General features: G+C 64.5%; 25 protein-coding genes. 11 read left to right on the top strand and 14 right to left on the bottom strand.

Annotated elements, in window-relative coordinates:
* Nucleotides 1-103: 103 nt before the first annotated feature.
* The 4 genes from GE253_RS07450 to GE253_RS07465 form a co-directional block, all read right to left on the bottom strand.
* Nucleotides 104-397 carry a hypothetical protein gene (locus tag GE253_RS07450; RefSeq protein WP_153203519.1) on the bottom strand — a complete coding sequence of 98 codons (294 nt, stop codon included), beginning with the start codon at nucleotides 395-397 and terminating at the stop codon, nucleotides 104-106.
* A 344-nt stretch (nucleotides 398-741) separates the two neighbouring features.
* Complete coding sequence (locus GE253_RS07455) at nucleotides 742-2,364, bottom strand: cisplatin damage response ATP-dependent DNA ligase (protein WP_153203520.1); 1,623 nt, start codon at nucleotides 2,362-2,364, stop codon at nucleotides 742-744.
* A gap of 3 nt (nucleotides 2,365-2,367) precedes the next feature.
* Nucleotides 2,368-3,402, bottom strand: coding sequence for a ligase-associated DNA damage response exonuclease (locus GE253_RS07460; protein WP_247878540.1), 1,035 nt, complete (start codon nucleotides 3,400-3,402; stop codon nucleotides 2,368-2,370).
* A gap of 51 nt (nucleotides 3,403-3,453) precedes the next feature.
* Entirely contained in the window at nucleotides 3,454-4,992 is a 1,539-nt protein-coding gene (locus GE253_RS07465; RefSeq protein WP_153203522.1) for an AbgT family transporter, read from the bottom strand.
* Nucleotides 4,993-5,161: 169 nt separating this feature from the next.
* On the opposite strand from GE253_RS07465, the gene GE253_RS07470 reads away from it, so the two are divergent.
* The gene (locus GE253_RS07470) at nucleotides 5,162-6,127 is read left to right on the top strand and encodes a pseudouridine-5'-phosphate glycosidase (RefSeq protein ID WP_153203523.1); all 966 of its coding nucleotides are present in this window, start codon (nucleotides 5,162-5,164) and stop codon (nucleotides 6,125-6,127) included.
* A 16-nt stretch (nucleotides 6,128-6,143) separates the two neighbouring features.
* On the opposite strand, the gene GE253_RS07475 is transcribed toward GE253_RS07470, so the two are convergent.
* Nucleotides 6,144-8,228 carry a ComEC/Rec2 family competence protein gene (locus tag GE253_RS07475; RefSeq protein ID WP_173012546.1) on the bottom strand — a complete coding sequence of 695 codons (2,085 nt, stop codon included), beginning with the start codon at nucleotides 8,226-8,228 and terminating at the stop codon, nucleotides 6,144-6,146.
* Between the two features lie 146 nt (nucleotides 8,229-8,374).
* Between GE253_RS07475 and gltX the strand changes: the two genes are divergently transcribed.
* The 3 genes from gltX (at nucleotide 8,375) to GE253_RS07490 (ending at nucleotide 11,429) form a co-directional block, all read left to right on the top strand.
* On the top strand, nucleotides 8,375-9,781 hold the full coding sequence (gltX, locus tag GE253_RS07480) for a glutamate--tRNA ligase (RefSeq protein WP_153203525.1): 1,407 nt from the start codon (nucleotides 8,375-8,377) through the stop codon (nucleotides 9,779-9,781).
* A 108-nt stretch (nucleotides 9,782-9,889) separates the two neighbouring features.
* On the top strand, nucleotides 9,890-11,218 hold the full coding sequence (gene gltA, locus GE253_RS07485; protein WP_153203526.1) for a citrate synthase: 1,329 nt from the start codon (nucleotides 9,890-9,892) through the stop codon (nucleotides 11,216-11,218).
* A 61-nt stretch (nucleotides 11,219-11,279) separates the two neighbouring features.
* Nucleotides 11,280-11,429 (top strand): hypothetical protein, encoded by a 150-nt coding sequence (locus GE253_RS07490; protein WP_153203527.1) that lies wholly within the window; start codon nucleotides 11,280-11,282, stop codon nucleotides 11,427-11,429.
* Between the two features lie 89 nt (nucleotides 11,430-11,518).
* On the opposite strand, the gene GE253_RS07495 is transcribed toward GE253_RS07490, so the two are convergent.
* From GE253_RS07495 to GE253_RS07505, 3 genes are read right to left on the bottom strand one after another with little or no spacing between them, the layout of a single operon-like run.
* The gene (locus tag GE253_RS07495; protein WP_173012547.1) at nucleotides 11,519-12,139 is read right to left on the bottom strand and encodes a class I SAM-dependent methyltransferase; all 621 of its coding nucleotides are present in this window, start codon (nucleotides 12,137-12,139) and stop codon (nucleotides 11,519-11,521) included.
* Nucleotides 12,139-13,071, bottom strand: coding sequence for a hypothetical protein (locus tag GE253_RS07500; RefSeq protein ID WP_211101384.1), 933 nt, complete (start codon nucleotides 13,069-13,071; stop codon nucleotides 12,139-12,141). The genes GE253_RS07495 and GE253_RS07500 overlap by 1 nt, the downstream gene beginning before the upstream one ends.
* On the bottom strand, nucleotides 13,068-14,024 hold the full coding sequence (locus tag GE253_RS07505; protein WP_153203529.1) for an acylglycerol kinase family protein: 957 nt from the start codon (nucleotides 14,022-14,024) through the stop codon (nucleotides 13,068-13,070). The genes GE253_RS07500 and GE253_RS07505 overlap by 4 nt, the downstream gene beginning before the upstream one ends.
* Before the next feature lie 237 nt (nucleotides 14,025-14,261).
* Between GE253_RS07505 and GE253_RS07510 the strand changes: the two genes are divergently transcribed.
* The 6 genes from GE253_RS07510 to GE253_RS07535 all read left to right on the top strand — a co-directional run bounded on the left by GE253_RS07510 (nucleotide 14,262) and on the right by GE253_RS07535 (nucleotide 20,517).
* Entirely contained in the window at nucleotides 14,262-15,188 is a 927-nt protein-coding gene (locus tag GE253_RS07510) for a metallophosphoesterase (protein WP_173012548.1), read from the top strand.
* A 195-nt stretch (nucleotides 15,189-15,383) separates the two neighbouring features.
* Nucleotides 15,384-16,628 carry an LptF/LptG family permease gene (locus tag GE253_RS07515; protein WP_173012549.1) on the top strand — a complete coding sequence of 415 codons (1,245 nt, stop codon included), beginning with the start codon at nucleotides 15,384-15,386 and terminating at the stop codon, nucleotides 16,626-16,628.
* Complete coding sequence (gene lptG, locus GE253_RS07520) at nucleotides 16,625-17,698, top strand: LPS export ABC transporter permease LptG (RefSeq protein ID WP_153203532.1); 1,074 nt, start codon at nucleotides 16,625-16,627, stop codon at nucleotides 17,696-17,698. The genes GE253_RS07515 and lptG overlap by 4 nt, the downstream gene beginning before the upstream one ends.
* Before the next feature lie 118 nt (nucleotides 17,699-17,816).
* On the top strand, nucleotides 17,817-18,599 hold the full coding sequence (locus tag GE253_RS07525) for a sterol desaturase family protein (protein ID WP_247878541.1): 783 nt from the start codon (nucleotides 17,817-17,819) through the stop codon (nucleotides 18,597-18,599).
* Nucleotides 18,596-19,732 (top strand): dATP pyrophosphohydrolase, encoded by a 1,137-nt coding sequence (locus GE253_RS07530; RefSeq protein ID WP_247878542.1) that lies wholly within the window; start codon nucleotides 18,596-18,598, stop codon nucleotides 19,730-19,732. The genes GE253_RS07525 and GE253_RS07530 overlap by 4 nt, the downstream gene beginning before the upstream one ends.
* Complete coding sequence (locus tag GE253_RS07535; RefSeq protein WP_153203534.1) at nucleotides 19,732-20,517, top strand: NTP transferase domain-containing protein; 786 nt, start codon at nucleotides 19,732-19,734, stop codon at nucleotides 20,515-20,517. The genes GE253_RS07530 and GE253_RS07535 overlap by 1 nt, the downstream gene beginning before the upstream one ends.
* Nucleotides 20,518-20,536: 19 nt before the next feature.
* On the opposite strand, the gene GE253_RS07540 is transcribed toward GE253_RS07535, so the two are convergent.
* The 3 genes from GE253_RS07540 to GE253_RS07550 all read right to left on the bottom strand — a co-directional run bounded on the left by GE253_RS07540 (nucleotide 20,537) and on the right by GE253_RS07550 (nucleotide 23,172).
* Nucleotides 20,537-21,196 carry a tellurite resistance TerB family protein gene (locus GE253_RS07540; RefSeq protein ID WP_173012550.1) on the bottom strand — a complete coding sequence of 220 codons (660 nt, stop codon included), beginning with the start codon at nucleotides 21,194-21,196 and terminating at the stop codon, nucleotides 20,537-20,539.
* Between the two features lie 195 nt (nucleotides 21,197-21,391).
* Nucleotides 21,392-21,994, bottom strand: a complete 603-nt coding sequence (locus GE253_RS07545) for a DUF1013 domain-containing protein (RefSeq protein ID WP_089286637.1) — start codon at nucleotides 21,992-21,994, stop codon at nucleotides 21,392-21,394.
* A gap of 182 nt (nucleotides 21,995-22,176) precedes the next feature.
* The gene (locus tag GE253_RS07550) at nucleotides 22,177-23,172 is read right to left on the bottom strand and encodes an NAD(P)H-quinone oxidoreductase (RefSeq protein ID WP_153203536.1); all 996 of its coding nucleotides are present in this window, start codon (nucleotides 23,170-23,172) and stop codon (nucleotides 22,177-22,179) included.
* A gap of 107 nt (nucleotides 23,173-23,279) precedes the next feature.
* On the opposite strand from GE253_RS07550, the gene GE253_RS07555 reads away from it, so the two are divergent.
* Nucleotides 23,280-23,468, top strand: a complete 189-nt coding sequence (locus tag GE253_RS07555; protein WP_153203537.1) for a DUF1192 domain-containing protein — start codon at nucleotides 23,280-23,282, stop codon at nucleotides 23,466-23,468.
* Here the strand turns inward: GE253_RS07555 and GE253_RS07560 are convergent.
* The 3 genes from GE253_RS07560 to GE253_RS07570 all read right to left on the bottom strand — a co-directional run bounded on the left by GE253_RS07560 (nucleotide 23,458) and on the right by GE253_RS07570 (nucleotide 25,717).
* Nucleotides 23,458-23,676: a ribbon-helix-helix domain-containing protein gene (locus tag GE253_RS07560; RefSeq protein WP_089286640.1), complete on the bottom strand. Its 219-nt coding sequence runs from the start codon at nucleotides 23,674-23,676 to the stop codon at nucleotides 23,458-23,460. The two genes, GE253_RS07555 and GE253_RS07560, sit on opposite strands and share 11 nt — an antisense overlap.
* Before the next feature lie 15 nt (nucleotides 23,677-23,691).
* A complete protein-coding gene (gene zapE / locus GE253_RS07565; protein WP_153203538.1) occupies nucleotides 23,692-24,816 on the bottom strand; it encodes a cell division protein ZapE in 1,125 nt (374 codons plus the stop codon).
* A 124-nt stretch (nucleotides 24,817-24,940) separates the two neighbouring features.
* On the bottom strand, nucleotides 24,941-25,717 hold the full coding sequence (locus GE253_RS07570) for a transporter substrate-binding domain-containing protein (RefSeq protein WP_153203539.1): 777 nt from the start codon (nucleotides 25,715-25,717) through the stop codon (nucleotides 24,941-24,943).
* Nucleotides 25,718-25,726: the final 9 nt, after the last annotated feature.

Consider the following 25,726-nt stretch of genomic DNA (forward strand, 5'->3'; position numbering starts at 1 on the left):
TGGGCAGCAAAGCCCGGCGGGGTTTTTATTTATTCGCCAGAAAATTAAACATAGTGCGGCCGCACTTCAGAAAATACGCGACCGTGGCGTTCAAAAATGATCGTCAGGGCTGTGTGCCGCCGGGGATCGCCGGCTTTTCCGACGGCGGCATGATCATGAAGATTTTGCCCTGCAGGGGCTCCAGCGGCTGATAGCCCAGCGAGATGGCGACGATATAACCGGGGATGATCAGCGCCCCGATCACCACCCCGACAAGGCCGGCCAGCCGTACCCAAACGCGCCCGCCACGCACCGATGTCGGCGGAATTTTCTCCAGTTCCGTCATAGCCAGCGCCATGCTGGCCGGCTGCACCTTCTGGGCGGGATAGATCAGGACGCGGGATTTAGCGGGCTTCATCGATATTGACTTCTGAACGGGGGATGGAGGCAAGCGTCGAGGAAAAGACCGAACAGCCGCCCGAAATACTTAGCGGGATTTATGGGTGCGTTTTTTCGGACGGGGTGGGGGCGTTTCATCAAAGAAAAAGACGCCCGGACAAGGTGGAGCCACCATGTAAGGCTGTGAAATGATAAGCGGCGTCTCCATGGCTTGTTCCACCGTCTCCCGCCCATGTGTCATGACAGACAGCCAGAACGAGATGACGAGAAGGCCCCCCATACAGGTTGCCAGCCCGGATAGCCCGACATGTGCCACCTTCCCCCACCAACCTGACATGGGCATCCCCGGTTTCTGCCATGCGGTCATGATATCACCATCCGCTCCAATGTCTCCAGCCGATCCGCTTCTGCCGCCGGTTTGTCCCAGCGGATGCGGCTGATGCGGGGAAAGCGCATGGCGATGCCGCTCTTGTGCCGGGCAGACGGGTGAACGCTGTCAAACGCAACCTCGAACACCAGCCCCGGTGACACTTCGCGCACCGGGCCGAAACGGTTGCTGGTATGGTTGCGCACCCAGCGGTCGATCTGGGCCAATTCCTCATCCGTGAAGCCGAAATAGGCTTTGCCGACGGGCACCAGTTCGCCCCCGTCCCCCGGTTGGCCCCGCCAGGCACCGAAAGTGTAATCGCTGTAGAAGCTGGAGCGTTTGCCATGGCCGCGCTGGGCGTACATCAGCACGCAATCGGCCACCAGCGGCCCGCGCTTCCATTTGAACCAGGGGCCTTTGGGGCGACCGGCGACATAGGTACTGTCACGGCGTTTCAGCATCACCCCTTCGATGGCGCCATCTTCCACCGCGCTGTCGCGGGCATTCAGGCGCAGGGCCGCCAGTTCCTCCCAATGGCTGAAATCCAGCAGGGGGGACAGGTCCATGCCGGTTGGGTTGGTGCGGGCAAACCACCCTTCCAACCGGGCGCGGCGTTCATCGAAGGGAAGGCCGCGCAGGTCTTCATCGCCGTCAAACAGGATATCGTACAGCCGCACCCAGGCCGGATGATCCTTCAGCAGCTTCGCCGTCACCTGCTTGCGGTTCAGGCGCTGTTGCAGGTCGTTGAAGGGGGCGATGCGGCCATCGCGGGCCACCAGCAATTCCCCATCCAGCACGGCGGTGAAGCCCATATGCGCCGCCACATCGGGGAAGGCGGCGGCGATCTGGTCGCCGGTGCGGCTGTAAATCCGCGCCGCCCCTGGCTGGCCGCGCGCCACAAGCTGCACGCGGATGCCATCCCATTTCCATTCAGCGCGGAAATCCGCGGCTGAAAGGCTCTCCAAATCCGCCTCTTCCAGCGGGTGGGACAGCATCATCGGGCGGAAACCGCCGGTGCCGGCCACATCCGGCCTGGGGCCGCCGCCCGACAGCCAGGCGAACAGCGGCTGATAGGGTGGCGTCAGCCCGTGCCAGATTTCCTCAATCGCATCTACATCCACGGCCACACCGTGCGCCGTGCCATAATCGGCCAGGGCCGTCTTGGCCAGCCGGGCCGATACGCCGATGCGCATTCCGCCGGTGATCAGTTTCAGCAGGGCCCAGCGCCCGGTGGCGTCCAGCCCATCCAGCCAACCTTCGATCAGGCCCGGCACGTCTGCCCGCTTGGCCCCGGCCAGGGCCGCGACGATTTCTGTCAGGGACGGTGACGGCTGGTTGCTGCCGGGCCGCTGCGGCCAGATCAGGGCCACAGTTTCGGCGAGATCACCAACAAAATCATAGGAGAGTGCGAACAGGGTGGCATCGGTGTGCGACGCCACCAGTTCGCGCACCAGGGCCGGCTTGGCGGCGGCAAAGGACAAGCCACCGGTCAGCGCCGCCAAGCCATAGCCGCGATCTGGGTCCGGTGTCTGGGCAAAATAATCCACCAGCAACCGCAGCTTGCCATTGCGGGCAGGCTGATAGGCCAAGGCATCGATCAGGGCGGCGAACCGTTCCATGGTTCACGTCTCCTCATCGCCGAAACCGATCAGATGCAGGGGCCGGGCGCGGAAGCCGTTCAGATTGGCCCAATGCACCAGCGCCTCCTCCGCGCCATGGGTCACCCAAACTTCCGGGGCGGCCACATCCTGCAGGGTCTCGCAGAGTTCATCCCAATCGGCATGGTCGGAGATGACCAGCGGCATTTCCACCCCATGCTGACGGGCGCGCGCCCGTACCCGCATCCAGCCCGACGCATAGGCGATCAAGGGATCGGGCAGGCGGCGGGCCCATTTATCCATCAGGGCCGATGGCGGGGCCAGCACGATGGCACCCTGCATCTCTTCCTTCCCCGTCACCGTGGCGGGGCGCAACTCGCCCAGATCGACGCCATGGCGCTGATACAGCTCACAAAGCGGCAGATGGGCACCATGGAGATAGAGGGGCTTGTCATAGCCCGCCTCCCGCAGATGGGCGATCAGCCGCTGACACTTGCCCAGGGCGTAGCAACCCACCACCAGCGAGCGTTCCGGGAACACCTGCCCGGCATGGAGCAGCCGCGCAATCTCCGCCGCTGCCGGCGGGTGGCGGAAGACCGGCAGGCCAAAGGTGGCCTCCGTGATGAAGGCATCACAAGCCACCGGCTCAAACGGGGCACAGGTGGGATCATGCCGACGCTTGTAATCACCGGAGACCACCACCCGGCTACCCTGATATTCCAGCACCACCTGGGCACTGCCCAGCACATGGCCGGCCGGCACCAGGGTGACGGTGACATCCTGGATGCGCAGCGGCTGGTGATAGGGGAGGGTTTGCAGGCTGCCGCCCGCACTCGCCCCCAGCCGGGCGCGCATGATATCCAGCGTGGGTGCCGTGGCCAGCACTTGGGCATGGCCGGGCCTTGCATGGTCGGAATGGCCATGGGTGATGACGGCGCGGGTGACGGCACGGGTGGGATCGACATGGAACCCGCCTGGTTCCACCCACAGGCCCCCACCCTGTTCCGGCGGGCAGGGGCGCACCCAACTGTCGGGTGGTGGCGGGGATGCGGCTGGCATGGTCATGTCCTTGATATAGGCTCTGTCACAATTTCCGCCAGCCGCCCCGGTTCAACCGGCTGGCATATGGATGGCGGAACCTGGCCCCAACGGCAAATCCAGGATCATCCAGCCAGAGAACAGGGTGATAGCGGCAAAGCCCATCCACAGCGCCAGCGGCAACATGGTGGCGATCAGCGAACCAATGCCAAAACCCGGCACATAGCGCTGACACATGATCAGGATCAGCGGGAAATAAGGCATCAGCGGCGTGATCGGGTTGGTGAAACTGTCTCCCACGCGATAGGCGGCCTGTGTGGCCTCCGGGCTGACGCCGACCAGCATCAGCATCGGCACCAAAACCGGCCCCAGAATGGCCCATTTGGCGGACGCACTGCCGATCAGGATATTGATCATGGCCGACACCAGGATCAGCGCCAGCATCAGCGGCAGGCCGACAATGCCGGCGGATTTCAGCATCTCCGCCCCTTCGATGGCCAGAATCACCCCCAGATTGGACCAGCCGAACAGGGCAATGAAGACGGCACAGCAGAAGGCCAGCACGATATAGCCGCCCATGTCGGCCATGGATTGGCCCATCATCCGCACCACATCCTTATCATTGCGGATGATGCGGGCGCCGATGCCATAGGCGATGCCGACAATCAGGAAAATGGCGAACAGCATCGCCACCAGCCCTTTCAGGAACGGTTCCACCGTGCCCTTGGCATCACGGAAGATGGCCCCTTCCGGCAGCACGGCGGCCAGCATGGCCAGGATGCACAGCAGCAGCGCCCCGCCGGCAAAGCGCAGGCCCCGCCTTTCCGCGGCCTGTTGTGCCTCCGTCACCGTTTCCACCGTCACCACATGGCCGGCGGGCACAGGGGCAGTGGCCAGCAGGCGCGGTTCCACCAGCCGATCCAATACGATAGTGCCGACGATGCTGAACAGTGGCACGAAGGCCATCATCAGATACCAGTTGGCGGTCACCGGCACCTCATAGGCCGGATCGACCAGCCGGGCCGCCGCCTGGGTGATGCCGGCCAGCAGCGGGTCCAGCCCGGTGATCAGAATGTTGGAGGAGAAACCCGCCGACACGCCGGCAAAGGCTGCCGCGATGCCGGCCACCGGATGCCGCCCGACGCTGTGGAACATCAGCCCGGCGAGCGGGATCAGCACGACATAGCCGGCATCGGTGGCCAGGCTGGATTGCACACCGGCGAAAATCACGGTGAAGGTCAGCAGGCTTTTCGGCATGGCCCGGACCAGTGCCCCCAGGGAGGCACCGATCAGCCCGGTCTTTTCCGCCACACCCACCCCCATCATCACCAGCAGCACCATGGCCAGCGGCGGGAAGCTGGCGAAAATGGTCGGCATGTCGGTGAACAGCCGGCGGATATTTTCTGCCGACAGCAGGCTGACCGCCGTCACCTCCTTGCCCGTCGCTGGATGGATGGCCAATACGCCCATGCCGGCCATGGCGGCCGACAGGGCGATCAGGATGATGATGGCGATCAGGAACAGGCTGACCGGGTCCGGCAGGCGGTTGCCCACCCGCTCAATCACGCCCAGAATGCCACCCGAAGACTGTCCGATAGGTTGGTTTGCCATACTGCCTTCCTTGTCCGCTTTTCCGGTCCGGTCTTGCCGCCGGCATCAAGCTTCAGTGCTAACCGCAGAGCTGGGTTGCGGCAAGCGGGAAGCAGCCTTGCAGCCTCCGTTCCGCGTTTGCTTGCCGCCCAGCGCGGGGGCATTCTCCGCCGCAAAGCAGGAGAGACAGATGCAGGACTTCCTTTCCATCCATCCCGAGGTCGCCCAGGCGTTGAAGCAGGGCCGGGCCGTGGTGGCGCTGGAATCGACCGTGATCAGCCATGGCCTACCCTATCCGGCCAATGTGGAGACCGCCCGCGCCATCGAGGCTGCGGTCAGGGCCGAAGGGGCGATCCCCGCCACCATCGCCGTGTTGGACGGTCGCATCCGCGTCGGCCTGAACGACGATGATCTGGAGCGGTTGGCCCAGCCGGGTGTGCGCAAGGTCAGCCGGCGTGACCTGCCCCTGGCATTGGCCCAACATGCCGATGGCGCCACCACCGTGGCCTCCACCATGATCGCTGCCCATCTGGCCGGCATCGCCGTGTTCGCCACCGGCGGCATTGGCGGTGTGCATCGTGGCATGGAAACCACGCTGGATATCTCCGCCGATCTGGAAGAACTGGCCGGCACCGATGTGGCCGTTATCTGCGCCGGGGCCAAGGCCATTCTGGACCTGCCGCGCACGCTGGAATATCTGGAAACCAAGGGCGTGCCGGTGATCGGCTATGGCACCGACCGGTTCCCCGCCTTCTATACCGCCAGCCTGCCTTTGCCGGTGGATGGCCGCTGCGACACGCCGGAGGAGGTGGCGCGCGTGCTGCGCGCCAAATGGCTGTTGGGTCTGGGTGGCGGCGTGGTGGTGGGGGTGCCGATCCCCGATGCCGCCGCCCTGGATGCGGAAGCCGTGGAAGCCGCCATCCAGCGCGCGGTCGGCGAGGCAGACGCCCAGGGTGTGCGCGGCAAGGCGCTGACCCCCTTCCTGCTGAAACGGATGGAGGAATTGACCGACGGTGCGAGCCTGACCGCCAACCGCGCCTTGTTGTTGAACAATGCCGCCATCGGTGCCCGTATTGCCATCGCCTATGCCCAGCAGAAATCTGAGCTGACCCTGCCCAAGAAGGTGCAGACGGCCAAGCGTCCGCCAGGATATTGAGCCAGCACGTCGTTGATCACTGCCAAGGCCGCGCCCCCGGGTGCGGCCTTGTCGTTTCAACGGTGATCCCGGACGGGGAAAGCCACAATGCATGGGCACCACGCTGCAGGATCACATCCCGTTCGATCATCAAGGGGGCAGGACATGCCAAGCCCTGCCGCAGGCTGATCACGGCATCAAGTGCCACCGAAGGGCAAGTGACACCCCCCTCTCCATCGCTGATAAGCGCCAGAACCTGCCCCTTAGTGCGGTAAAGACAGACGCTATCGGCACAGGTCAGGCCATCCTTCGGGCTGCCGCGCTTGGGCCAGCGCCGGGGTGGGTCGGTCAGCCCGTCGCGCACGGCCCATTCATCACTGTCAAACCGCGCCCTTTGGCGACTGGAAACCAGCAACCCACCATCGGCGGTGCGGATGCCAATCACCCCGGCATCCGCATCCACCCGAATATCGGGTGAGGTGTAGAAGAAAAAGCTGATCGGCATCAGCAAGATACCGAATAGGCCCAACCAGCGCACCCGCCCCTGCCAGATGCCCAGCCACAACCCACCCAGGGTGAAGGCCACCAGCCCCCAGAGTGGCATGACCGGCAGGGTGACCGTTGCACCGGGCAGGCCCGCCACCAGACGGGCCGTCCATAAAATCCCCTCCACGCCCCAGCCCATGGCACTGATGGCCCAACCTTCCAACCCAAACGGCATCAGCAGGCAGGCCAGCAGCCCCCAGGGCATTACCCAGAAACTGGTGAGCGGCACGGCGATCATGTTGGACAGCAGCCCGTAATTCGCCACCGTCTGGAAATTATAGATGGCGTAGGGCGTCGTCGCCAGACTGGCCACCAGGGATGTGAGGATCAAGCCACCAGCATAGGCCAGCCCCTTGCCCAGCCAGCCGCCGCCGCCTTCCCGCCGCCGCCTGGCGAGCCAAGGGGTCAGGGCATCATAAACCATGATCAGGGCAGCCACGGCGGCGAACGACATTTGAAAGCTGGGGCCGGTCAGGCTTTCAGGCTGCACCAGCAGCACCGCTACCGCCGCCCCTGCGATGACGCGCAGGGAAAAGGGGTTGCGGTCGGCCAGCACCGCCAACAACATGATCCCGGTCATCAGCACCGACCGCTGGGTCGGCACCGGCGAGCCCACCATCAGCATGTAGAAAAAGGCGGCGCCCAAGGCCATCACAGCGGCATATTTCTTGATCGGGTGGCGCAGTGCCACGGCAGGCCACAGCGCCAGCCCCCCACGCACCAGCAGAAACACCAACCCTGCCACCAGCCCGACATGCAGACCGGAAATGGAGATCAGGTGCTGTAGCCCCGATACCCGCATGGCCACCAGATCATCATCGGGAATGCCGCTGGAATCGCCGTTCAACAGCGCCGTGGTCAGACCAGCGGCACCGCCGTCTAGCCGCGCCCCCACCTTCTCCGCGATGGATTGGCGCAACCGCTCCAGCCGCAGGTGCCATTCCTCGCCCCCCGCCGAGGTTGCCTGCCCTTGCCGCTCGACCTTGACATAGGCCACAGCGCTGCCGCCAATGCCCTGGAAATATGAGAAGCGGCGAAAGTCGAAAGCGCCCGGCTCAATCGGCCCGCCAGGGCCGGAAGCCCGCCCCCAGATACGCAGCTTTTCCCCCAGCGGGGGCAACAGATCGTCTGGTCGCAACAGCACGCTGATGCGTTGGGGCATGTCAGTGGATGGCACCCCGGCAATCCAGGGGTCTGCCAGATGCAGGCGCTGGTTATGTTCCTGTTTTTGCAGCGCCACCACCCGGCCCGTTATCACCGTGGGGCCATATGTCGCCGCCAACATGGGGGCCGCCATCATCTGCGTCCGCACGGTGCCAGCCAAAATCCCCAATGCCGGCACCAGCAGCACCAGGGCAACCAGCCGCCCCCCAACGATCCAACGCGGCATCATGGCCAAGCTGATTATCAACGTTGCCGCCGCCAGCACACCCGCCAACCATAAGGGCGGTTCCAGCGGCAAGGCGAAATAGGCACCGATCCCCAGCGCCAGGGTAACCGGTATCCACAGCAGCCACTGGCCCTGTTCGGCCAGCAACGCACGCCCAAAAAGCCGGACCAGCGCCCAGGGTGCCAAGCCCTCTCCCGTCCAGGTCCGGGGCCCCGCTATTCTTATGTGCGTGCTTTGCCGCATTGGTGATGACCGTCACGGTGCATAAGGCCCGCTGCTGTGCTACATCTGCCGGCAACGGATTGGTTTACCCGCAGAAGATTGTATTAATCATGAAAATTGTCACCCGTTTCGCACCATCCCCCACCGGTTTTCTGCATATTGGCGGTGGCCGCACGGCCCTGTTCAACTGGCTTTTTGCCAAGCACCATCAGGGCACCTTCCTGCTGCGGATCGAGGATACCGACCGCGCCCGCTCCACCCAGGCGGCCGTCGATGCCATCCTGGATGGGCTGAAATGGCTGGGCCTGGAATGGGACGGCGAGGCGGTCAGCCAGTTCGAGCGCAAGGACCGTCACGCCGAAGTGGTGGCGGAAATGCTGGCCAACGGCACCGCCTATCGCTGCTACTGCACGCCGGAAGAACTGGACGCGATGCGGGAGGCGCAGAAGGCCGCCGGCCAGCAGCCGCGTTATGACGGTCGCTGGCGCGACCGCGACCCGTCGGAAGCCCCCGCCGGCATCGCCCCCGCCATCCGCCTGAAGGCCCCGCGTGAGGGGGAGACGGTGGTGAATGACCATGTGCAGGGCGAAGTGCGGGTGCAGAACAGCCAGTTGGATGACCTGATCCTGCTGCGCTCCGACGGCACGCCGACTTACCTGCTGGCCGTGGTGGTGGACGATCATGACATGGGCGTCACCCATGTCGTGCGTGGGGACGACCATCTGACCAACACTTTCCGCCAACTCCAGATCTATAACGCCATGGGCTGGGCGGCCCCGGAATTTGCCCATATCCCGCTGATCCACGGGCCGGACGGCGCCAAGCTCTCCAAGCGCCATGGGGCGTTGGGGATTGAGGCCTACCGCGACATGGGCTTCCTGCCGGAAACCATGCGCAATTACCTGTTGCGTCTGGGCTGGGGCCATGGCGATGCGGAAATCATCCCCACCGAACAGGCCATCGAATGGTTCACCCTGGAAGGGATCGGCCGCTCCCCCTCCCGGCTGGACTTCGCCAAGATGGAGAACCTGAACGCGCATTATATCCGGGAGGCGGATGATGCGCGCTTGGTGGCCCTGACCACCCCTTTCATCGAAGCCAAGATCGGTCGGGCTTTGACGGACGCGGAGAAGGAGCGGCTGCTGCGTTCCGTGCCCGGTTTCAAACCGCGCGTGAAAACCCTACTGGAATTGGCCGAAGGTTCACTCTATCTGTTTGCCAACCGGCCGCTTGCCCTGGATGACAAGGCAGCGGCCCTGCTGACGACCGAGGCACGGTCGCAGTTGGCGGCGCTGGCAGAAGCGTTCGCCGCGTCGCCCGATTGGAGCGGTGCCGCACTGGAACAGATCGTGCGTGACCATGCGGAGCGCACCGGTCTGAAGCTGGGCAAACTGGCCCAGCCCCTGCGTGCCGCCCTGACCGGTTCTACCGTTTCGCCGCCGATTTTCGAGGTGGCGGAAATTCTTGGTCGCGCCGAGACCTTGGTGCGGCTGGAAGATGTCGCCAGGGGTGGATAATTTGATGCAGTTGCGTTGCGCTTGCTGCGCTGCGCAACTACACTCCGCCACCTAAAAAGAACCCCGGGGCAGCCGCCCCACCCAAGAACACCTTGAGGACGTGCCGATATGAGCCAGACTCCCCAGACGGCGGGCGATGGAACCGCCGATACGGTGACCCTGATCGACAACCGGAACGGCAAGCAAGTGACCTTGCCCATCCTGCACGGCGCGACGGGGCCGGATGTTATCGACATCCGCAAGCTCTATGCGGCCACCGGCTGCTTCACCTACGATCCGGGTTTCACCTCCACCGGCTCTTGCGAATCGGCGATCACCTACATCGATGGCGATGAAGGTGTGCTGCTGCACCGGGGCTACCCGATCGAGCAGTTGGCGGAAAAGAGCGACTTCCTGGAAGTCTGCTACCTGCTGCTGAATGGCGAGCTGCCGAAGCCTGAGCAGAAGGCCAAGTTCGAACAGACCATCACGCGCCACACCATGGTGCATGAGCAGTTGGCGAACTTCTTCCGTGGCTTCCGCCGCGATGCCCACCCGATGGCCATCATGTGCGGCGTCGTCGGCGCCCTGTCGGCCTTCTATCACGACAGCACCGACATCAATGACCCGACCCAGCGCATCATCGCGTCGCACCGGCTGATCGCCAAGGTGCCGACCATTGCTGCCATGGCCTATAAATATTCGGTCGGTCAGCCCTTCGTCTATCCGCGCAACGATCTGGGCTTTGCCGAGAACTTCCTGCACATGACCTTCGCGGTTCCGTGCGAGCAGTACAAGGTCAACCCGGTCATCGCCAAGGCGATGGACAAGATCTTCATCCTGCACGCCGATCACGAGCAGAACGCCTCGACCTCCACCGTCCGTCTGGCTGGTTCGTCGGGTGCAAACCCGTTCGCCTGCATCGCCGCCGGTATCGCCTCCCTGTGGGGCCCCGCCCATGGTGGTGCGAATGAGGCCGTGCTGAAGATGCTGGAAGAGATCAAGTCTGTTGATCGCATTCCGGAATTCATCAAGCGTGCCAAGGACAAGAACGACAATTTCCGTCTGATGGGCTTTGGCCACCGGGTTTATAAGAACTACGACCCGCGCGCCAAGGTGATGCAGCAGACCTGTAAGGAAGTTCTAGCCGAACTGGGCATCAAGGACGATCCGCTGCTGGATATTGCCGTGGAGCTGGAGCGTATTGCCCTGTCCGACGAGTACTTCATCGAGAAGAAGCTGTACCCGAACGTGGACTTCTATTCGGGCATCATCCTGAAGGCGATCGGCTTCCCGACCAGCATGTTCACCGTGCTGTTCGCGCTGGCCCGCACCGTCGGCTGGATCAGCCAGTGGAAGGAAATGATCGAGGATCCGACCCAGAAGATCGGTCGTCCGCGTCAGCTCTATACCGGTCACACGACGCGGGATTTCGTCCCGCTGAACGAGCGTGGCTGAGCGGCTGAATAGTCAGCATAAAGCGGGCGGCCCCCTGTGGGCCGCCCGTAATGCCCAATCCATGTTCGCAGCACCCGTCTTTCTCTGGCGGGCGCCGGCTGCCGCCAATGACAATCCCGCCCCCTTGGGGAAACGGCTGGCCCGTTTGGTTAAGCTGGTGATGATTGTCGCTGTGGCTGGGGGCCTGTGCTATGCGGTGCTGACATTGTAGAAACAGAACCTGAAGCGGATGGGTGGTTCTGTCAAAACGTGCGTTCATATGGTTTGGCCCGTTCCGGAAACACTGTTCCAGTGCGGACCCTAGGCCGCTTCCATTGTTTTCTGCCAGATCCCGGCCAGCCACCCCTGTTGTCGCCGGGGCGCGCCCAGCGGCCGGCGCCATTCCTCCACCAGCGCGAATCCGGCCTCCCGCATCAGCCGGTGCAGGGTCTGCGGGCGGCGCAGGGCGACATGGCGGCCGTCGGGCATGGTGCCTTCCAACCCGTCGCCGGTGGCATCGCAGAAATAGAACAGTCCTTCCGGCACCAACCAGTCACGACCCCGCCATAACAGGAAGGGCAGGGCGGGGCTGGGGATGTGGAACAGCACGTGATGGGCGTAGAGCGCCTGGAACCGCCGCCCCTGCCAGGGTGGGTTGCGGGGGGACAGCAGATCGAAGCTGTGGATGGGAAGGCCGGTGCGCTGGGCGGCGATGTCGGCCATGGCAACCGTACCCTCCACCCCTTCCGCGACAGCACCGGCCTGTTGCAGTGCCAACAGGTCGCGGCCATTGCCGCAGCCAAGCTCCAGCACTGTGGGCGCTGGCTGGGTCAGGGCCATCAGCAGCCGGCTGATGGCGTCGCTGGTATCATGATCGGCGAAGCTGGCATCGTACCGCGCCGCATATTCTTCATAGTGGGCCAGCGTCGGGTTGCCCGGCATCAGCGGATGGCCCCCAGTCGCCGCAACCGATAGAGGATCAGCGGGGCGGATAGGATCGGGTGGCGCCGCTGCCATGGCGTCAGTTCCAGCCGCACGCCGGAATGGCGATGGATTTTCCAGACGATGTAATCGACCCCGCCCTTGAAGGTGAAGGCCGCCTTCACCAGCCGGGCAATATTCAACAGCTTGCCGGCAAAGCGCCGCCGGCCCCAGGCGGCGCGGCCCTTCTGCCGCTCCCCCGCGCTCAGGCTGGGGGTGATCGCGTCGCCTTCCACCTGAAAGCCAATGCCGCCCAGGGTCAGAGCCGGGGACAGCAGGGCGGCATAGCGGGCTTCGGCATGTTCCACCAGGCTGACGCCGCGTTCGCCCTTCTCCACCCGCAATTCGGCGGCATAGGTGGCGCGGAACAAAGCTTCCCAGAACTGGCGCGCGGTGCCGCTTTCCGGCCCCAGCCGCACGGCCCAGTGGGCGGCCGTCGCCACGGCACCGGCCAGGGCCGACAGGGTGGCGTGGCGGGCGGCGGCATCGCGCGCATGGGCCAGAATCACCGGTTGGGCAAAACGGGCCCAGATGGTGGTGTCCAGGCTGGCGGGCCGGGTAGCGCTGGCGAACTGGTCAGCGCGCAGCACGGCCACCTTGGCCCGCAGCACATGGCCCTGCCAGGGCACCTCCCAGAATTCCACCGTGGGCGGCAACAGGCGGGTGGCCAGGGCCAGCGGGCGCGATCGGTGCCAGACGGTCAGGCTGTCCACCAGCACATAGAAATCCAGCACCCCCTCCACATCGCCGCTGCGCAGGTTGGAGCCATAGAACAGGATGGCGGCGACATTGTTGCCGCCTTGGGCCAACAGGGCGGCCACCACGGCCTGCGCCGGGGCAGGGGGTGGCCCTTCACTTTCCTGCCCGATCAGGTTCAGCAGCCGGTCCGTCATGACGGGATCACGAAATCCACCACATCTTCCGCCGACAGCCGGATGCGGCCGGCCGGATAGGTTTCCCCATCCATGATGAAGGGGCGGGGCAGGGCAAGGTCAAGCACCTCCGCGCCACCGCTGCGATAGGCACCGCTGTCCAGCATCCAGGGGCGGGGCTTGCCCTTGACCAGGGCCGGCAGGGCGCGCAGCAGGCGGGGCGGGTTGGCCGCGATATCCAGATAGCGCAACGGCGCCGCCCCATGGTCCCAGAACGGCCAAAGCCCCAGGATCAGCCGTTCCAGGGTGGTGGCCAGGAACAGGAAGCGGTTACCATCCGGCGCGGGATGCCCATCGATGGTGATGCCCATCGCTTCCCCGGCCAGCCAGCCATGCTGGTCATTGCCGATCAGCGCCCGGCCCAGCACCCCGGCCATGGCGATCGCCACCGCCGGCCCCTGGGTGAAGCCGGCGCGGTGGATGTGCGAATTGGCCAGTTCCGTGCCACGGGTGAAGGCACCGCCACCCATGAACATGCCGCGCACCGGTTCATGCTCGCTATCCGGCCAGATGATGGACAGGATCGGCCGGCGGGTCAGTTTTTCACCCAGCCGGTTGGCCTGGGCGGCACCCACCAGCCGTTCCAGTGCCTTCAAGCCGTGGCCCGGTGTGCCGACATCAGCGGCAATCAGGTTGGTTTTGCCCGACGCCATGATGGCCAGCCGGGGCGGCCGGTCACCGAAGGCGGCAGGCAGGGCGGTCAGCACCTCCCGCACGGTACCGTCCCCGCCATCGACACAGATCGTATCGACGCCGTCATGGGCGAAATCGGCCAGCGTGTCGCGCAACTCCGCCGGGGTGGCCGGCTCGGCGAAGTAGAATCCCAGCAAGGCTGCGGCCTGGGCGCGGGTGTCGCCGCCCCCCTGCTTGTTGCGCTGGCTTTTCGGATTACGGATTAAACCCAGACGAGACATGACGAGCGCGCAAGCCCTTTCCGGTCAGGCAGAAAGCGGGAAACGGCCATCGCCGTTCCGCTGGTTCTGGCAAAGGGTCGGCATCCGGCACTTGCCGGGTGTATGCGTGCGGTCAGTGGTCACGGGAGGGAATACCATGTGATGCGATGCTGATTTTGGCCGTCTTCATACAGGTTGGCGGCGCATTTGCCTATGGGGGCTTTGCCGCAGGGGTTGGAACGTCGTAGGGTGCCGCCCATGTCGGCCTTCCGCTTCGCCCATTTTTCCGATCCGCACCTGCCGCTGGCGCCTAACCGGCTCAGCGGGCGGGGCTTTTTCACCAAGCAGCTGCTGAGCTATCTCTCCTGGCAGCGCAAGAAACGCCATGTGCATCAGCCGGCGGTGCTGGATTGTCTGGTGGCGGATATCCAGGCGGCGGCCCCCGACCATATCGCCTGTACCGGCGATATCGCCAATATCTCCTGGCCGGGGGAGTTCCAGCGCGGGCGGGACTGGCTGGCCCGTGTCGGCCCGCCGCAGCAGGTCAGCTATATTCCCGGCAATCATGATGCGATGGTGTCCGTACCCTTTGCCCAGGGGCTGGGCCTGTGGCGCGATTATATGCAAGGCGACCGGCCGCTGGCCCCGGATGCACCCCTGCCGGACGGGCTGTTCCCGGCCCTGCGCCGACGCGGGCCGGTGGCCTTCATCGGGTTGAATTCCGGTGTGCCGACGGCCCCCTTGCTGGCCACCGGCCGGCTGGGGCCGGCGCAGGTGGAGGCATTGGGCGACATGCTGGCCGATCTGGGGCGGGAGCGGCTGTTCCGGGTGGTGATGGTGCATCACCCGGTGGCACTTGGCGTCGTGCGTCGGCGCAAGGGGTTGAGCGATGCGGCGCCCTTGCGCCGCCTGCTGGCCCGCACGGGGGCGGAAATGCTGCTGCATGGCCATGCCCACCGCGCCAGTCTTGCCATGCTGAAAGGGCCGAGCGGGCTGATCCCCAGCCTGACCGTGCCGTCCGCCTCCGCCATCCGGCATGGCCGTTATCCTGCCGCCCAATGGAACCTTGTGACGGTGGACACAGACGGCGGCGGCTGGCGGGTGCAGGTGGAGACAAGGGGCTATGACGGGGCCGGCGCCATGTGCCCGGTCACCGATTATACATTATTGCTGCCCTGGGCGTGACCGGAGGCGGCTGCCGGTTTGCCTCCCCCTGCATTTGGCTCTATGGTGCGCGCTTTGGAAAAGTCAGGCCCGGCCGCGCGATAATGAACATGATGAACGCCTTCCCTGTCGGTTCAGTGAAATCTCCCCTGCCATTCCAGGCGTTGGAATGGCTGCGGGCTGCCAAAGCCATGCGCAGGGTCAAGGTGGTGTAAGGTGGAAACAGGTTTCACGCGCGGCGAACGCACCGCCATTGTCAGCACCAGGGTGATCGACCGCTATATCCTCAGCCAGACGCTGAAGCCGCTGGCGGCGTCGCTGGTGGTGGTGCTGATTGCCCTGCTGATGGAACGGCTGCTGCGGCTGTTTGATCTGCTGGCCACCCATGGCGGGCCGTTCGATCTGGTCATCCGCATGGCGGCCAACCTGATCCCGCATTATCTGGGGCTGGCGCTGCCGGCGGCCTTTTTCATCTCCATCTTCATCATCGTCGCCCGCATGGGGGAAGATAACGAGCTGGATGCCTTGCAATCCACCGGCCTGTCGGTGCCGCGCATTGCGCGCGCCTTTCTGTGGCTGGGGGCGGGGCTGATGGTGTTCTCCGTCCTGCTGTTCGGGTTTCTGCAGCCCTACGGCCGCTATGGCTACAGCACGCTTTATCACATGGTGGTCAATGCCGCCTGGGATGCCACCGTGCCGGAAGCCACCTTTGTGGATGCCGGCGATGGGGTGACGATCAGCGCCGATATCGTCGATAAAACCGGCCGCCAGTTACGGCAGGTCTTCGTCCACCAGAACCGTGACAATGGCGAAACCTGGGTGACAACGGCCGCCTCCGGTGCCTTAGCGGCGACAGAGGATCGGGAGCGGGTATTGCTGACCCTGAAGGATGGGGTGCAGGTGCGCACCCTGCCGGATGGCCGTCAACAGGTGCTGGATTTCGGGGTGCTGACGCTGGACCGCCCGTTCCAGCTGATCACGGCGCCGTTCCGCGCCCGGGGTGACAGCGAGCGGGAACTGACCCTGCCGGAGCTGTGGCGGGAAATGCATGATCCGCATTCCATCCTGCCGCGCAGCAAGATCGAGGCGGAATTCCATGCCCGCATCGCCCGCGCCCTGTCGCTGCCGCTGTTGCCGCTGCTGGCCGTGCCGATGGGCATGGCGGCCAAGCGCGCCCGGCGCGGGCAGGGGATCGCGCTGGCCACCTTCATCCTGATTCTCTATCATCATTCCATTCAGTTGGGTGAAAGTCTGGCCGATGTCGGCCGGGTGCCGGCGGTGCCGGCCATCTGGCTGCCTTTTGCGCTGTTCGCCGCTTTGTGCGCCTGGCTGTTCCGGCAGGCGCAGATCCATCCGGGCGTCAATCCGTTCGCCGCCCTGTTCGATGGCATCGATACCGTGCTGGGCTGGCTGCGGCGGCTGTTGCCGCGCCGGAATGCCGGCAAGGGGGCGGGCAAATGACCAATACCATCACACGCTATCTGACCCGCACCTTCCTGGTCCGCGTGCTGTCGGTGCTGTTCGCACTCTCAGCCCTGCTGCAATTGCTGGATCTGCTGGATGCCGCCAGCACCGTTTTGCAGCGGGGTGGCGGGGCGGGCGATCTGATCCGCTATACGGTGCTGCGGATGCCGATGATCGTGGAACGGGTGGTGCCGCTGGCGGTGCTGATCGGCTCCCTCTCCACGCTGTGGAGCTTTGCCGCCACCAATGAATTCGTCGCCATGCGGTCGGTGGGCATGACGCCCTATCAGATCATGGGGGCGCTGATGCCGGCGGCCCTGGTGGTGGCGGGGCTGCATTTCCTGCTGACCGACCAGATTGCCCCGCGTTCGGAACGCGCCTTCGTCACCTGGTGGGCCTCCACCCAAGACCCGGAGGGGGATGAGGCGGCAAAGCCGGAACCGCTCTGGTTCCGGCTGGGCAATGCTGTGGTCGGGGTGAAGGATATTGGCGATGACGGGCAAAGCCTGAAAGGGCTGGAATATGTGGAGCGCGATAGTCGTGGTAAGGCCACGCTGATCCTGCAGGCCAAAAGCGGCGTCTGGCAGGATGGCAAATGGCAGCTTTCCGGCGTGTCCCGCACCCGTGTCGGCACCCCGCTGGTGGTGGACCAGCTGCCGGCCCTGGAATGGACGCCGCCGCTGACGCCCGCCAATCTGATTGAGCTGAAGGCCCCGACGCAGAGCATCTCCGTCAACCGGCTGCTGCGCATCCTGCATGGCGCCTGGGCTGGCAGCCAGAGTCAGGCCTATTACGCCACCCGCCTGCACGCGACATATGCCGGGCCGCTGGGCTCCCTTGTCATGCTGCTGCTGGCGGCACCGGTGGCCCATGGCCTGCGCCGGCGCGGCGGGGCGATGGGCAGTCTGGCGCTGGGGGTGGTGATTGGTCTGGCCTTCCTGCTGTCGTCGGGCATTCTCAGTTCCATGGGCCAAGCCGGGGCCATGCCGCCCTGGATCGCCGTCTGGTCGCCGGTGCTGTTGTTCACAGCTATCGGTGGGGCCATCATGGTGCATGTGGAAGGGTAGACGCGGCATCTTGCCGGACTTGAAAGCCGGCAAAGGTGGCGCATAGTTTAACGCAACATTGACAAGGGGTTGGGGCCACCGGCAGCCAGCCCGTGCTTTTTTGGAAAGGATGCGAGGCATGTGGGGCGATGCCTGGCGTGGCCGCAGCTACGACCTTGGAAAAATGAATCTGCGCGATCTGGCGATCGCCTATTCGACATACCCAGCCATCCAGGTCTATGCGGCGCTGGCGCTGATCAGTGCTGTGCTGGCGCTGATCTGGTTTGAAAGCGGCTGGCGGCTGGTGGCGACGGTCTTCGTCGCCTCCCTGATCTATCCGATGGCCTGGTACGGCATTCATCGCTACATCCTGCATGGGCGCTGGCTCTACCGGATGAAATGGTCCGCCCCTTTGTGGAAACGCATCCATTTCGACCATCACCAGGATCCGCATAAGCTGGAAGTGCTGTTCGGCAGTCTGGCCAATACCCTGCCCACCATCGCCCTGGTGACGGTGCCATTCGGCTGGGCCATTGATGGCAAGGCGGGTGCGGCGGCGGCCTTGGCGACCGGGCTGGTCACCACCTGCATCTACGAGTTTTTTCACTGCATCCAGCACCTGAACTACAAGCCCCGCTGGGCCTGGGTGGCGCGGATCAAGCAGTTGCACCTCTATCACCATTTCCATAACGAGGATGGCAATTACGGCATCATCGCCTATGGCCCGGATATGCTGTTCGGCAGCTATTACGCCCATGCCAAGGAAAAGCCGCGCAGCCCGACCGTGTTCAACCTGGGCTATGATCTGGAAGAGGCGGCGCGGTACCCATGGGTGATGGAAGCCACCGGTGCCCCCCCGCGTGACCGGCCGCCGCGCCCGCCGGCCGGCAGCGACAACAATACCGCAAAGGCCGCATCTTGAACGCCCCCGCCTTCCGCATCCAGCCGGTGACCGACGCCGCCGGCATGGATCAGTTCATCCAGCTGCCCTATCGGTTGCATCAGGGTGATCCCAACTGGATTCCCCCGCTGCTGCTGGAGCGGAAGGAATCGCTGTCGCCCAAGCTGAACCCCTTCTTCGACCATGCCGATGTGCGGTTCTTCCTGGCCTGGCAGGGTGATCGGCTGGTGGGCCGCATCTCCGCCCAGGTGGATCGTTCGGCGTTGGAATTGCATCGCAACGGCACCGGCAATTTCGGCCTGCTGGCGGCGGAGAATGATCCGGCCCTGGTGCGCACCCTGCTGAATGCGGCGGAGGAATGGTTGAAGGGCCACGGCATCACCCGTGTCGTCGGCCCCTTCAACCTGTCGGTCAATGAAGAAACCGGGATGCTGGTTGCCGGGCATGACACGCCGCCCATGTTGATGATGGGCCATGACCGGGACTATCTGCCGGGGCTGGTGGAGCAGGCGGGCTATGCCAAGGCGAAGGATGTCTTCGCCTATCTCTATGATATCCAGCATGACATGCCGCGTTCGGTGCGCGCGCTGATCGACCGGCCGCTGCCGGCCGGGTTGAGCGTGCGCATGTTGGATATGAAGCGCTATGATGCCGACCTGCGTGCCATCACCAGCGTGTTCAACGGTGCCTGGGCCGGCAATTGGGGCTTTGTGCCGCTGAACGAGGCGGAAATCGCCCATATGGCGAAATCGCTGAAGCCGATCATCAACCCGCGTCTGGTCTGGATTGCCGAGTTGAACGGGGAGCCGGTGGCCTTCGGCGTCTGCCTGCCCAACCTGAATGAGGCGATTGTCGATCTGGGCGGCAAGCTGCTGCCGTTTGGCTGGGCTAAGCTGCTCTGGCGCCTGAAAGTAAAGGGGGTGAAGACGGCGCGCGTGCCCCTGATGGGGGTGAAGCGCGGTCTTGCCACCGGGCTGGCCCCGGTGCTGCCCTTCCTGATCATTGACGGGATGCGGCGGGAGGCGTTGAAGCTGGGCTATCGCCAGATCGAGCTGTCCTGGATTCTGGAAGATAACATGCCGATGCGCCGCATCATCGAGGCGCTGGGTACCAGCCGTTACAAGACCTACCGGCTGTTCGGCAAGGATTTGTGATGGGTGATTTTTCCGGTGTGACGACCCTGGTGCTGGCCGGCTCCCGCGGGCCGGAAGACCCGGTGGCCAAGCTGGGCGGGGTCAGCCACAAGGCGTTCGTGCCGGTGGCCGGCGTGCCCATGCTGCTGCGGGTGGTGCGGGCGCTGCTGGCCAGCCCCAGCATCGGCACCATCCATGTCGCGATCGAACGGCCCGATCTGGTGCAGGCCGATACGGAACTGGCGCTGCTGCTGGCCAGCGGCCGCCTGCGCCTGTTGCCGGCAGAGGGCAGCCCCAGCCGCAGCGTTGCCGCCGCCCTGGATGCGCTGGGCACGCCGCTGTTCGTCACCACGGCAGACCATGCGCTGCTGCGCCCGGAATGGGTGGAGCATTTCCTGACACATCTGCCGGCCGGCAGCGATGTCTGTGCCGCCCTGGCCCGGGATCGGGCGGTGATGGCGGCGGTGCCGGATACGCAGCGGACATATCTGCGCTTTGCCGACGGGGCCTTTTCCGGCTGCAACATGTTCGCCTTCCGCACGCCCAATGCTGCCGGCATCGCCCGGCTGTGGCGGCAGGTGGAGGCGCAGCGCAAGAACCCGCTGCGCATGATCCGCCTGCTGGGCCCCTGGTCCATCCTGCGCTTCCTGCTGGGCCGCCTGACCATCACGGCCGCCCTGGCCCGGCTGGGCAAGCTGGCGGGGGCCAGGGCGGCCATGGTGGACATGCCCTTCGGCATGGCTGCCGTGGATGTGGACAAGGCCGCCGATCTGGAACTGGCGGAAAGGCTGCTGACGCGTGGGTGAGGGGGGGCGCAGACGCCCCCTATTCCATCAGCCGCGATTCGATATCCCGCGCCGTCCATTCATCCAGACCCAGCCGGGCAGCCAGCATGGCCAGAAAGGCGCGTTCGGCCGGGGTATCGACATCAATGGCCAGGAAGGCGGCACCATAGACCTCTGCCGCTGTCACCGGGTCGCGCACGCGGGCGATCAACGCATCCAGATCCACCGGTTGCCGCATCAGCCGGTCCAGATGGCCCCAATCCTGCCGGTCGGCCCCCGATTCGATGAGATAGTTTTCCAACCGCGCCCGTTCTTCGGCATCCAGCACCCCATCTGCCTTGGCGGCTGCCACCATGGCAGTCAGCAGCAGATCGGCATCGGGCGTCGTGGGCGTGTGGCCCTGCCAGGGCCGTTGAAAGGGGGGCTGATTACCGCTGCCATAGGAGGGGTGCGGTGGTGGCGGGGCATAGCCCTTGTAGCCGCTCTGGTTCTGGCTCTGCCGTTGGCGATACTGTTCATAGGCGGCCATGCCGATGCTGGCCAGCAATGCCAGCCCTCCCTTGGAGCCAAGCGCTTTGCCGGCAATACCGCCTAACCCGCTGCCGCCATAGCTGTGTTTGTATTTTTTCTTCTTCCCGCCCAGCACATGGCGGGACAGTCCCGATTGCAGCAGCGAACCCAACAATTTTTCCAGGCTCATCTTTGTGATCCTTCCCGTTCCCGCCCATGACCGCGGCGGAACTGCCAATACAGGCATAGATGGGAAGGGCAGGGGGTTTTGTCGCCCCCACCAAAGGCTTGATCCGCCTGTCAGGCGGAAGAGGTAGGTAAAAGAAAACGGCGTCCGGGTTGCCCCCGAACGCCGTTTTCACGCTTTCAGACAGTTCCGCCGCGATCAATCCCGGATCGGGCCGGCGTCATCCTCATCGCCGCTTTCATAATCCGGCACATGCACGTCGGCCTGGCTCAGCTCCGGACGGCCACGGCGGGCCCGTTCCAGGGCTGCATCCAGTTCGCGCTGGGTGCACAGACCCAGCAGCACCGGGTTGCGTGCCTTGATGTTGGCGGCGTTCCAGTGCGTCTTGTCCCGCACGGCGGCAATGGTCGGCTTGGTGGTGCCGATCAGCTTGCAGAGCTGGGCATCCGACAGTTCCGGATGGGCCTTCAGCAGATGGGCCACCGCATCCGGCTTGTCACCGCGCTTGGTCACCGGCGTATAGCGCGGACCCTTGGAACGGGCCACCGGCTGCGGCAGATCCTGATGGCGCATCCGCAGCTTCAGATCCTGGTTCTTTTCCGCGCGGGCGATTTCTTCCGCCGTCAACTCACCGCCGGCCACCGGGTCGCGGCCGACCATGCCAACCGCCACCTCGCCATCGGCGATGGCCTGCACCTCCAGCTCATGCATACCGCAGAATTCCGCGATCTGCTCGAAGCTGAGACCGGTGTTCTCGACCAACCAGATGGCGGTGGCCTTCGGCATCAGGGGCAGTGCCATGCTTCCTCCTAAAACGCGATACCGGGGGTGCCCCGGCACTCTCAAAAAAGCCTGCGCAAACGCAAAAGCCGCCCGTCGTGCGCGGGAGGGGCCCCGCGCAGCCAACCGGACGGACAAGACAGCGTGCAAATCACCTATAGCGTCACGCCGTCCGACAAGCCACGGGATTCTTGCAGCGCTGTTCAGGGGATCAACACTATTTTCCCAATATGACCGGATGCTTCCATCAGCCGATGGGCACTGGCCGCCTGTTCCAGCGGGAAGCGGGCATGGATGACCGGGCGCACCCGGCCCGCCGCGACCAGCGGCCAGACATGGCGTTGCACCGCCGCCGCCAGGGCGGCCTTCTGCGCCACCGGCCGGGCACGCAGGGTGGAACCGGTCAGGGTCAGGCGCTTCAACATCACCGGAGTTAGATTGATTTCCGCCTTCGGTCCGCGCAGAAAGGCGATGGTGACATGGCGGCCATCCGGTGCCAGGCATTCGATATTGCGGGGCAGGTAATCACCGCCCACCATATCCAGCACCACATCCACGCCGCGCCTGCCCGTCAGTTCCTTAATGACGGCGACGAAATCTTCCCCCCGGTAATCGATGCCGCGATCCGCGCCTAAGGTTTCGCAGGCCCGTGCCTTCTCCGGGCCGCCGGCGGTGGCATAGACGGTACTACCCAGCGCCTTGGCCAGCTGGATGGCGATGCTGCCGATGCCAGAGGTACCACCATGTACCAGCAGGCTTTCACCCGGTTGCAGGTGCCCGCGTTCGAACACGTTCGACCAGACGGTGAAAATGGTTTCTGGCAGGGCGGCCGCTTCCTCCAGGTTCAACCCGTCGGGGATGGGCAGGCATTGCACAGCGGGGGCCGTGGCATAGTCGGCATAGCCGCCGCCGGCCAGCAGCGCGCATACCTTGTCGCCCACCGCCCAGCCATTCACCCCGTCACCCAGGGCGGCGATGGTGCCGGCCACTTCCAATCCTGGAATGTCGCTGGCTCCGGGCGGGGGCGGATAATGGCCTTGGCGCTGGATCACATCGGGCCGGTTCACGCCCGCCGCCTGGACGTGGATCAGCACTTCCCCCGCCGCCGGGGTTGGCACCGGGCGTTGCGACATGACCAGCACCTCGGGTCCGCCGGGCTGCTGGATTTCCACCACGCGCATGGTCTGGGGTATCGGCATCTTTTCTCTCCTACCGGGCGGTTGCGCTGTTGCTGTGGCATAGCGCAGAATGAACACGCGTGCTGTGCGTCATGTCGCAGCAAACGGGCAGGGAAGGGGAAAGGGCCATGGGTTTTGATCTGGATGAGCTGTTGCCCACGAAAATCCCGAAAAAGCCGGTGGATTTGAACGGCCTGTCGATCAGCGACCTGCAGGATTACATTGCAGCGCTGGAGTCGGAAATCACCCGTGCCCGCGACATGATCCAGAGTAAACAGGCCTCCGTTGTCGCTGCCCAGGCGTTTTTCAAGAAATAGACGGGCGGCGGCAGGCTTCCAGCACATAGACCCGGATGGCGCTGGACAGGTTGCCGGTACGCGACGCGTCAATGCGCTCCACCAACGCATTGACGGCGATGTTCTCCGCCGCCGCCAGCTCCTTCAACACATCCCAGAAGGGCTCTTCCAGCGTCACGCTGGTGGGATGGCCGGCGATCATCAGGGAACGTTTTTTCACCTCGGTCATTGTCGCCCCTTGGCGTCAGGTGAGATGCGCGCGTTCCAGATAATCCCGCGCCTGCATTTCCATCATGCGGCTGACGGTGCGCTGGAATTCAAAGGCATGGGTACCCTCCGCATAGATGCGTTCGGGCGCCACCTCAGCGGCGATGACGGCATTCACCTTATGCTCATACAGCGCGTCGATCAGGGTCATGAAGCGCTTGGCCTCATTACGCTGGGCGTCTGACAGTTTGGGCACATAGTCGATCAGCACCGTATGGAAATGCGTGGCGATGGCCAGATAATCCCCGGCCCCCAGCGGTTTGGCGCAGAGATCATCAAAGCTGAACCAGGCAACGCCGCGGGCCGCGCGCGGCACCGCCACCTTGCGGCCCTGCACCGTCAACTCCACCGGCTCCGGGGTCTGCCCGTCGGTCAGATCATCAAAGGTGCGCTGCATGGCAGTACTGCTGCCGGGGCCCAGCGGGTAATGATAGACCTTGGCCCCCATCAGCCGGGCCAGCCGGTAATCCCGCTCCGATGCCAGATGCAGCACATCCAGCTTTTCCTTCAGCAGGGCGATGAAGGGCAGGAAAAGCGGACGGTTCAGCCCATCCTTGTACAGATCATCGGGGGCCCAGTTGCTTGTGGCCACCATCACGATGCCCTGATCGAACAGGGCGGTGAACAGCCGGCCCAAAATCATGGCGTTGGTCACGTCGGTGACGTGGAATTCATCAAAACAGAGCAGCCAGCCCTTGGCGGCGATCTGCTTGGACAGTTCCACCACCTCATCCCCGCCCTTGCGAGCAACGGAACCTTCGCGGCGGATGGCGTGCAGCCTTTCATGCACTTCCAGCATGAAAGCATGGAAATGCACCCGCACCTTCTGTTCCACCGGCACGGTTTCATAGAACAAATCCATCAGCATGGATTTGCCGCGGCCGACATCGCCATAGATGAACAGGCCCTGCGGCGCGGGATCAGGCCGGCGGGTCAGGCCGAACCGGGCGCGCCAGCCGGTCTGGCCGCTGGCAGGCTTGTAATCCTTCAGCGCGTGCCACAGGCTTTGCAGCTTTTCCGCCGCCAGTTCCTGGGCGGGATCGGCCTTCAGGGTGCCGGTGCCCCGGCGGGCGCGGTAGACGGAAAGGGGGCCTTCGGTCATCGGCTTCTGCTGCTCTGCGGCGTAACGGGCTGGGGATACCTAACGGGTTGCCCCCCATACCCGCAAGCCCCCTGGGCCTGGACCCTGCCTTGCCCGGCGGGGGAGGCAGGGTCTTTGCCGGGCGTCAGGGCTGGCGGGCGGCCGCCATCAGCGGCGCCCAGTCGCCCAGCCCGTAGCGGCCCAGCAGCTTGCTCAAGGCGCCGCTGCGGCGCAGGTTACGCACCCCCTCATCCAGCTTGCGCGCCTGTTCTGCCGCCGCAAGGTTTCCAGGAGCAAAAGCGATATAGAGCGGGGTGGCGTTGTCAATCGGGTGGATTTCCACCAGGCCATCCATGCCCTGGGCAGCCAGGGAATATTCGGCCACATTCATATCCTCAATCACCGCATCCACCCGCTTGGCCAGCAATTTGCGCAGGTTCTGCACGGTGACGTCATCACCGGAGAGCAGCTCCACCTTGTCGCGGTTGGCGGCGATATAGGCATCCACCTCCTCGCCATAGGAGTAATCCTGCACGGCAGCCAGCTTCAGGGCTGTCAGGCTCTCCTGTCCTTTATACCGGAAGTTGCTGCCGCGCCGGGTGATGATGACATTCACCGACATGCCCATCGGCTCCGTCCCGAAAACAAAACCCTGGGCGTCGGCCTGGGTGGCACCGGCCACCGCCTCCAACTGGCCTTCGCGGGCGGCTTCCACCGCCCGGCTCCATGGCATCAACTGGTAATCCAGCTTGTCCTTGCCGAACACCGTCTGGGCAATTTCCACCATATAGCCCGGCTTCTCATCCCCCGGTGTGCAATTATAGGGGCACCAGTTATCGGCGCGCAGACGAATGGTGCTGTCGGCACCGGCCGGTACTGTGCCAGCTGCGATCATGACCAAGCCGATCAGAAGGTTTTTCATGGTTTTGCC

Origin of the sequence: Niveispirillum sp. SYP-B3756, from assembly GCF_009495745.1 — a bacterium.
In the GTDB taxonomy this organism is placed as follows: Bacteria; Pseudomonadota; Alphaproteobacteria; order Azospirillales; family Azospirillaceae; genus Niveispirillum.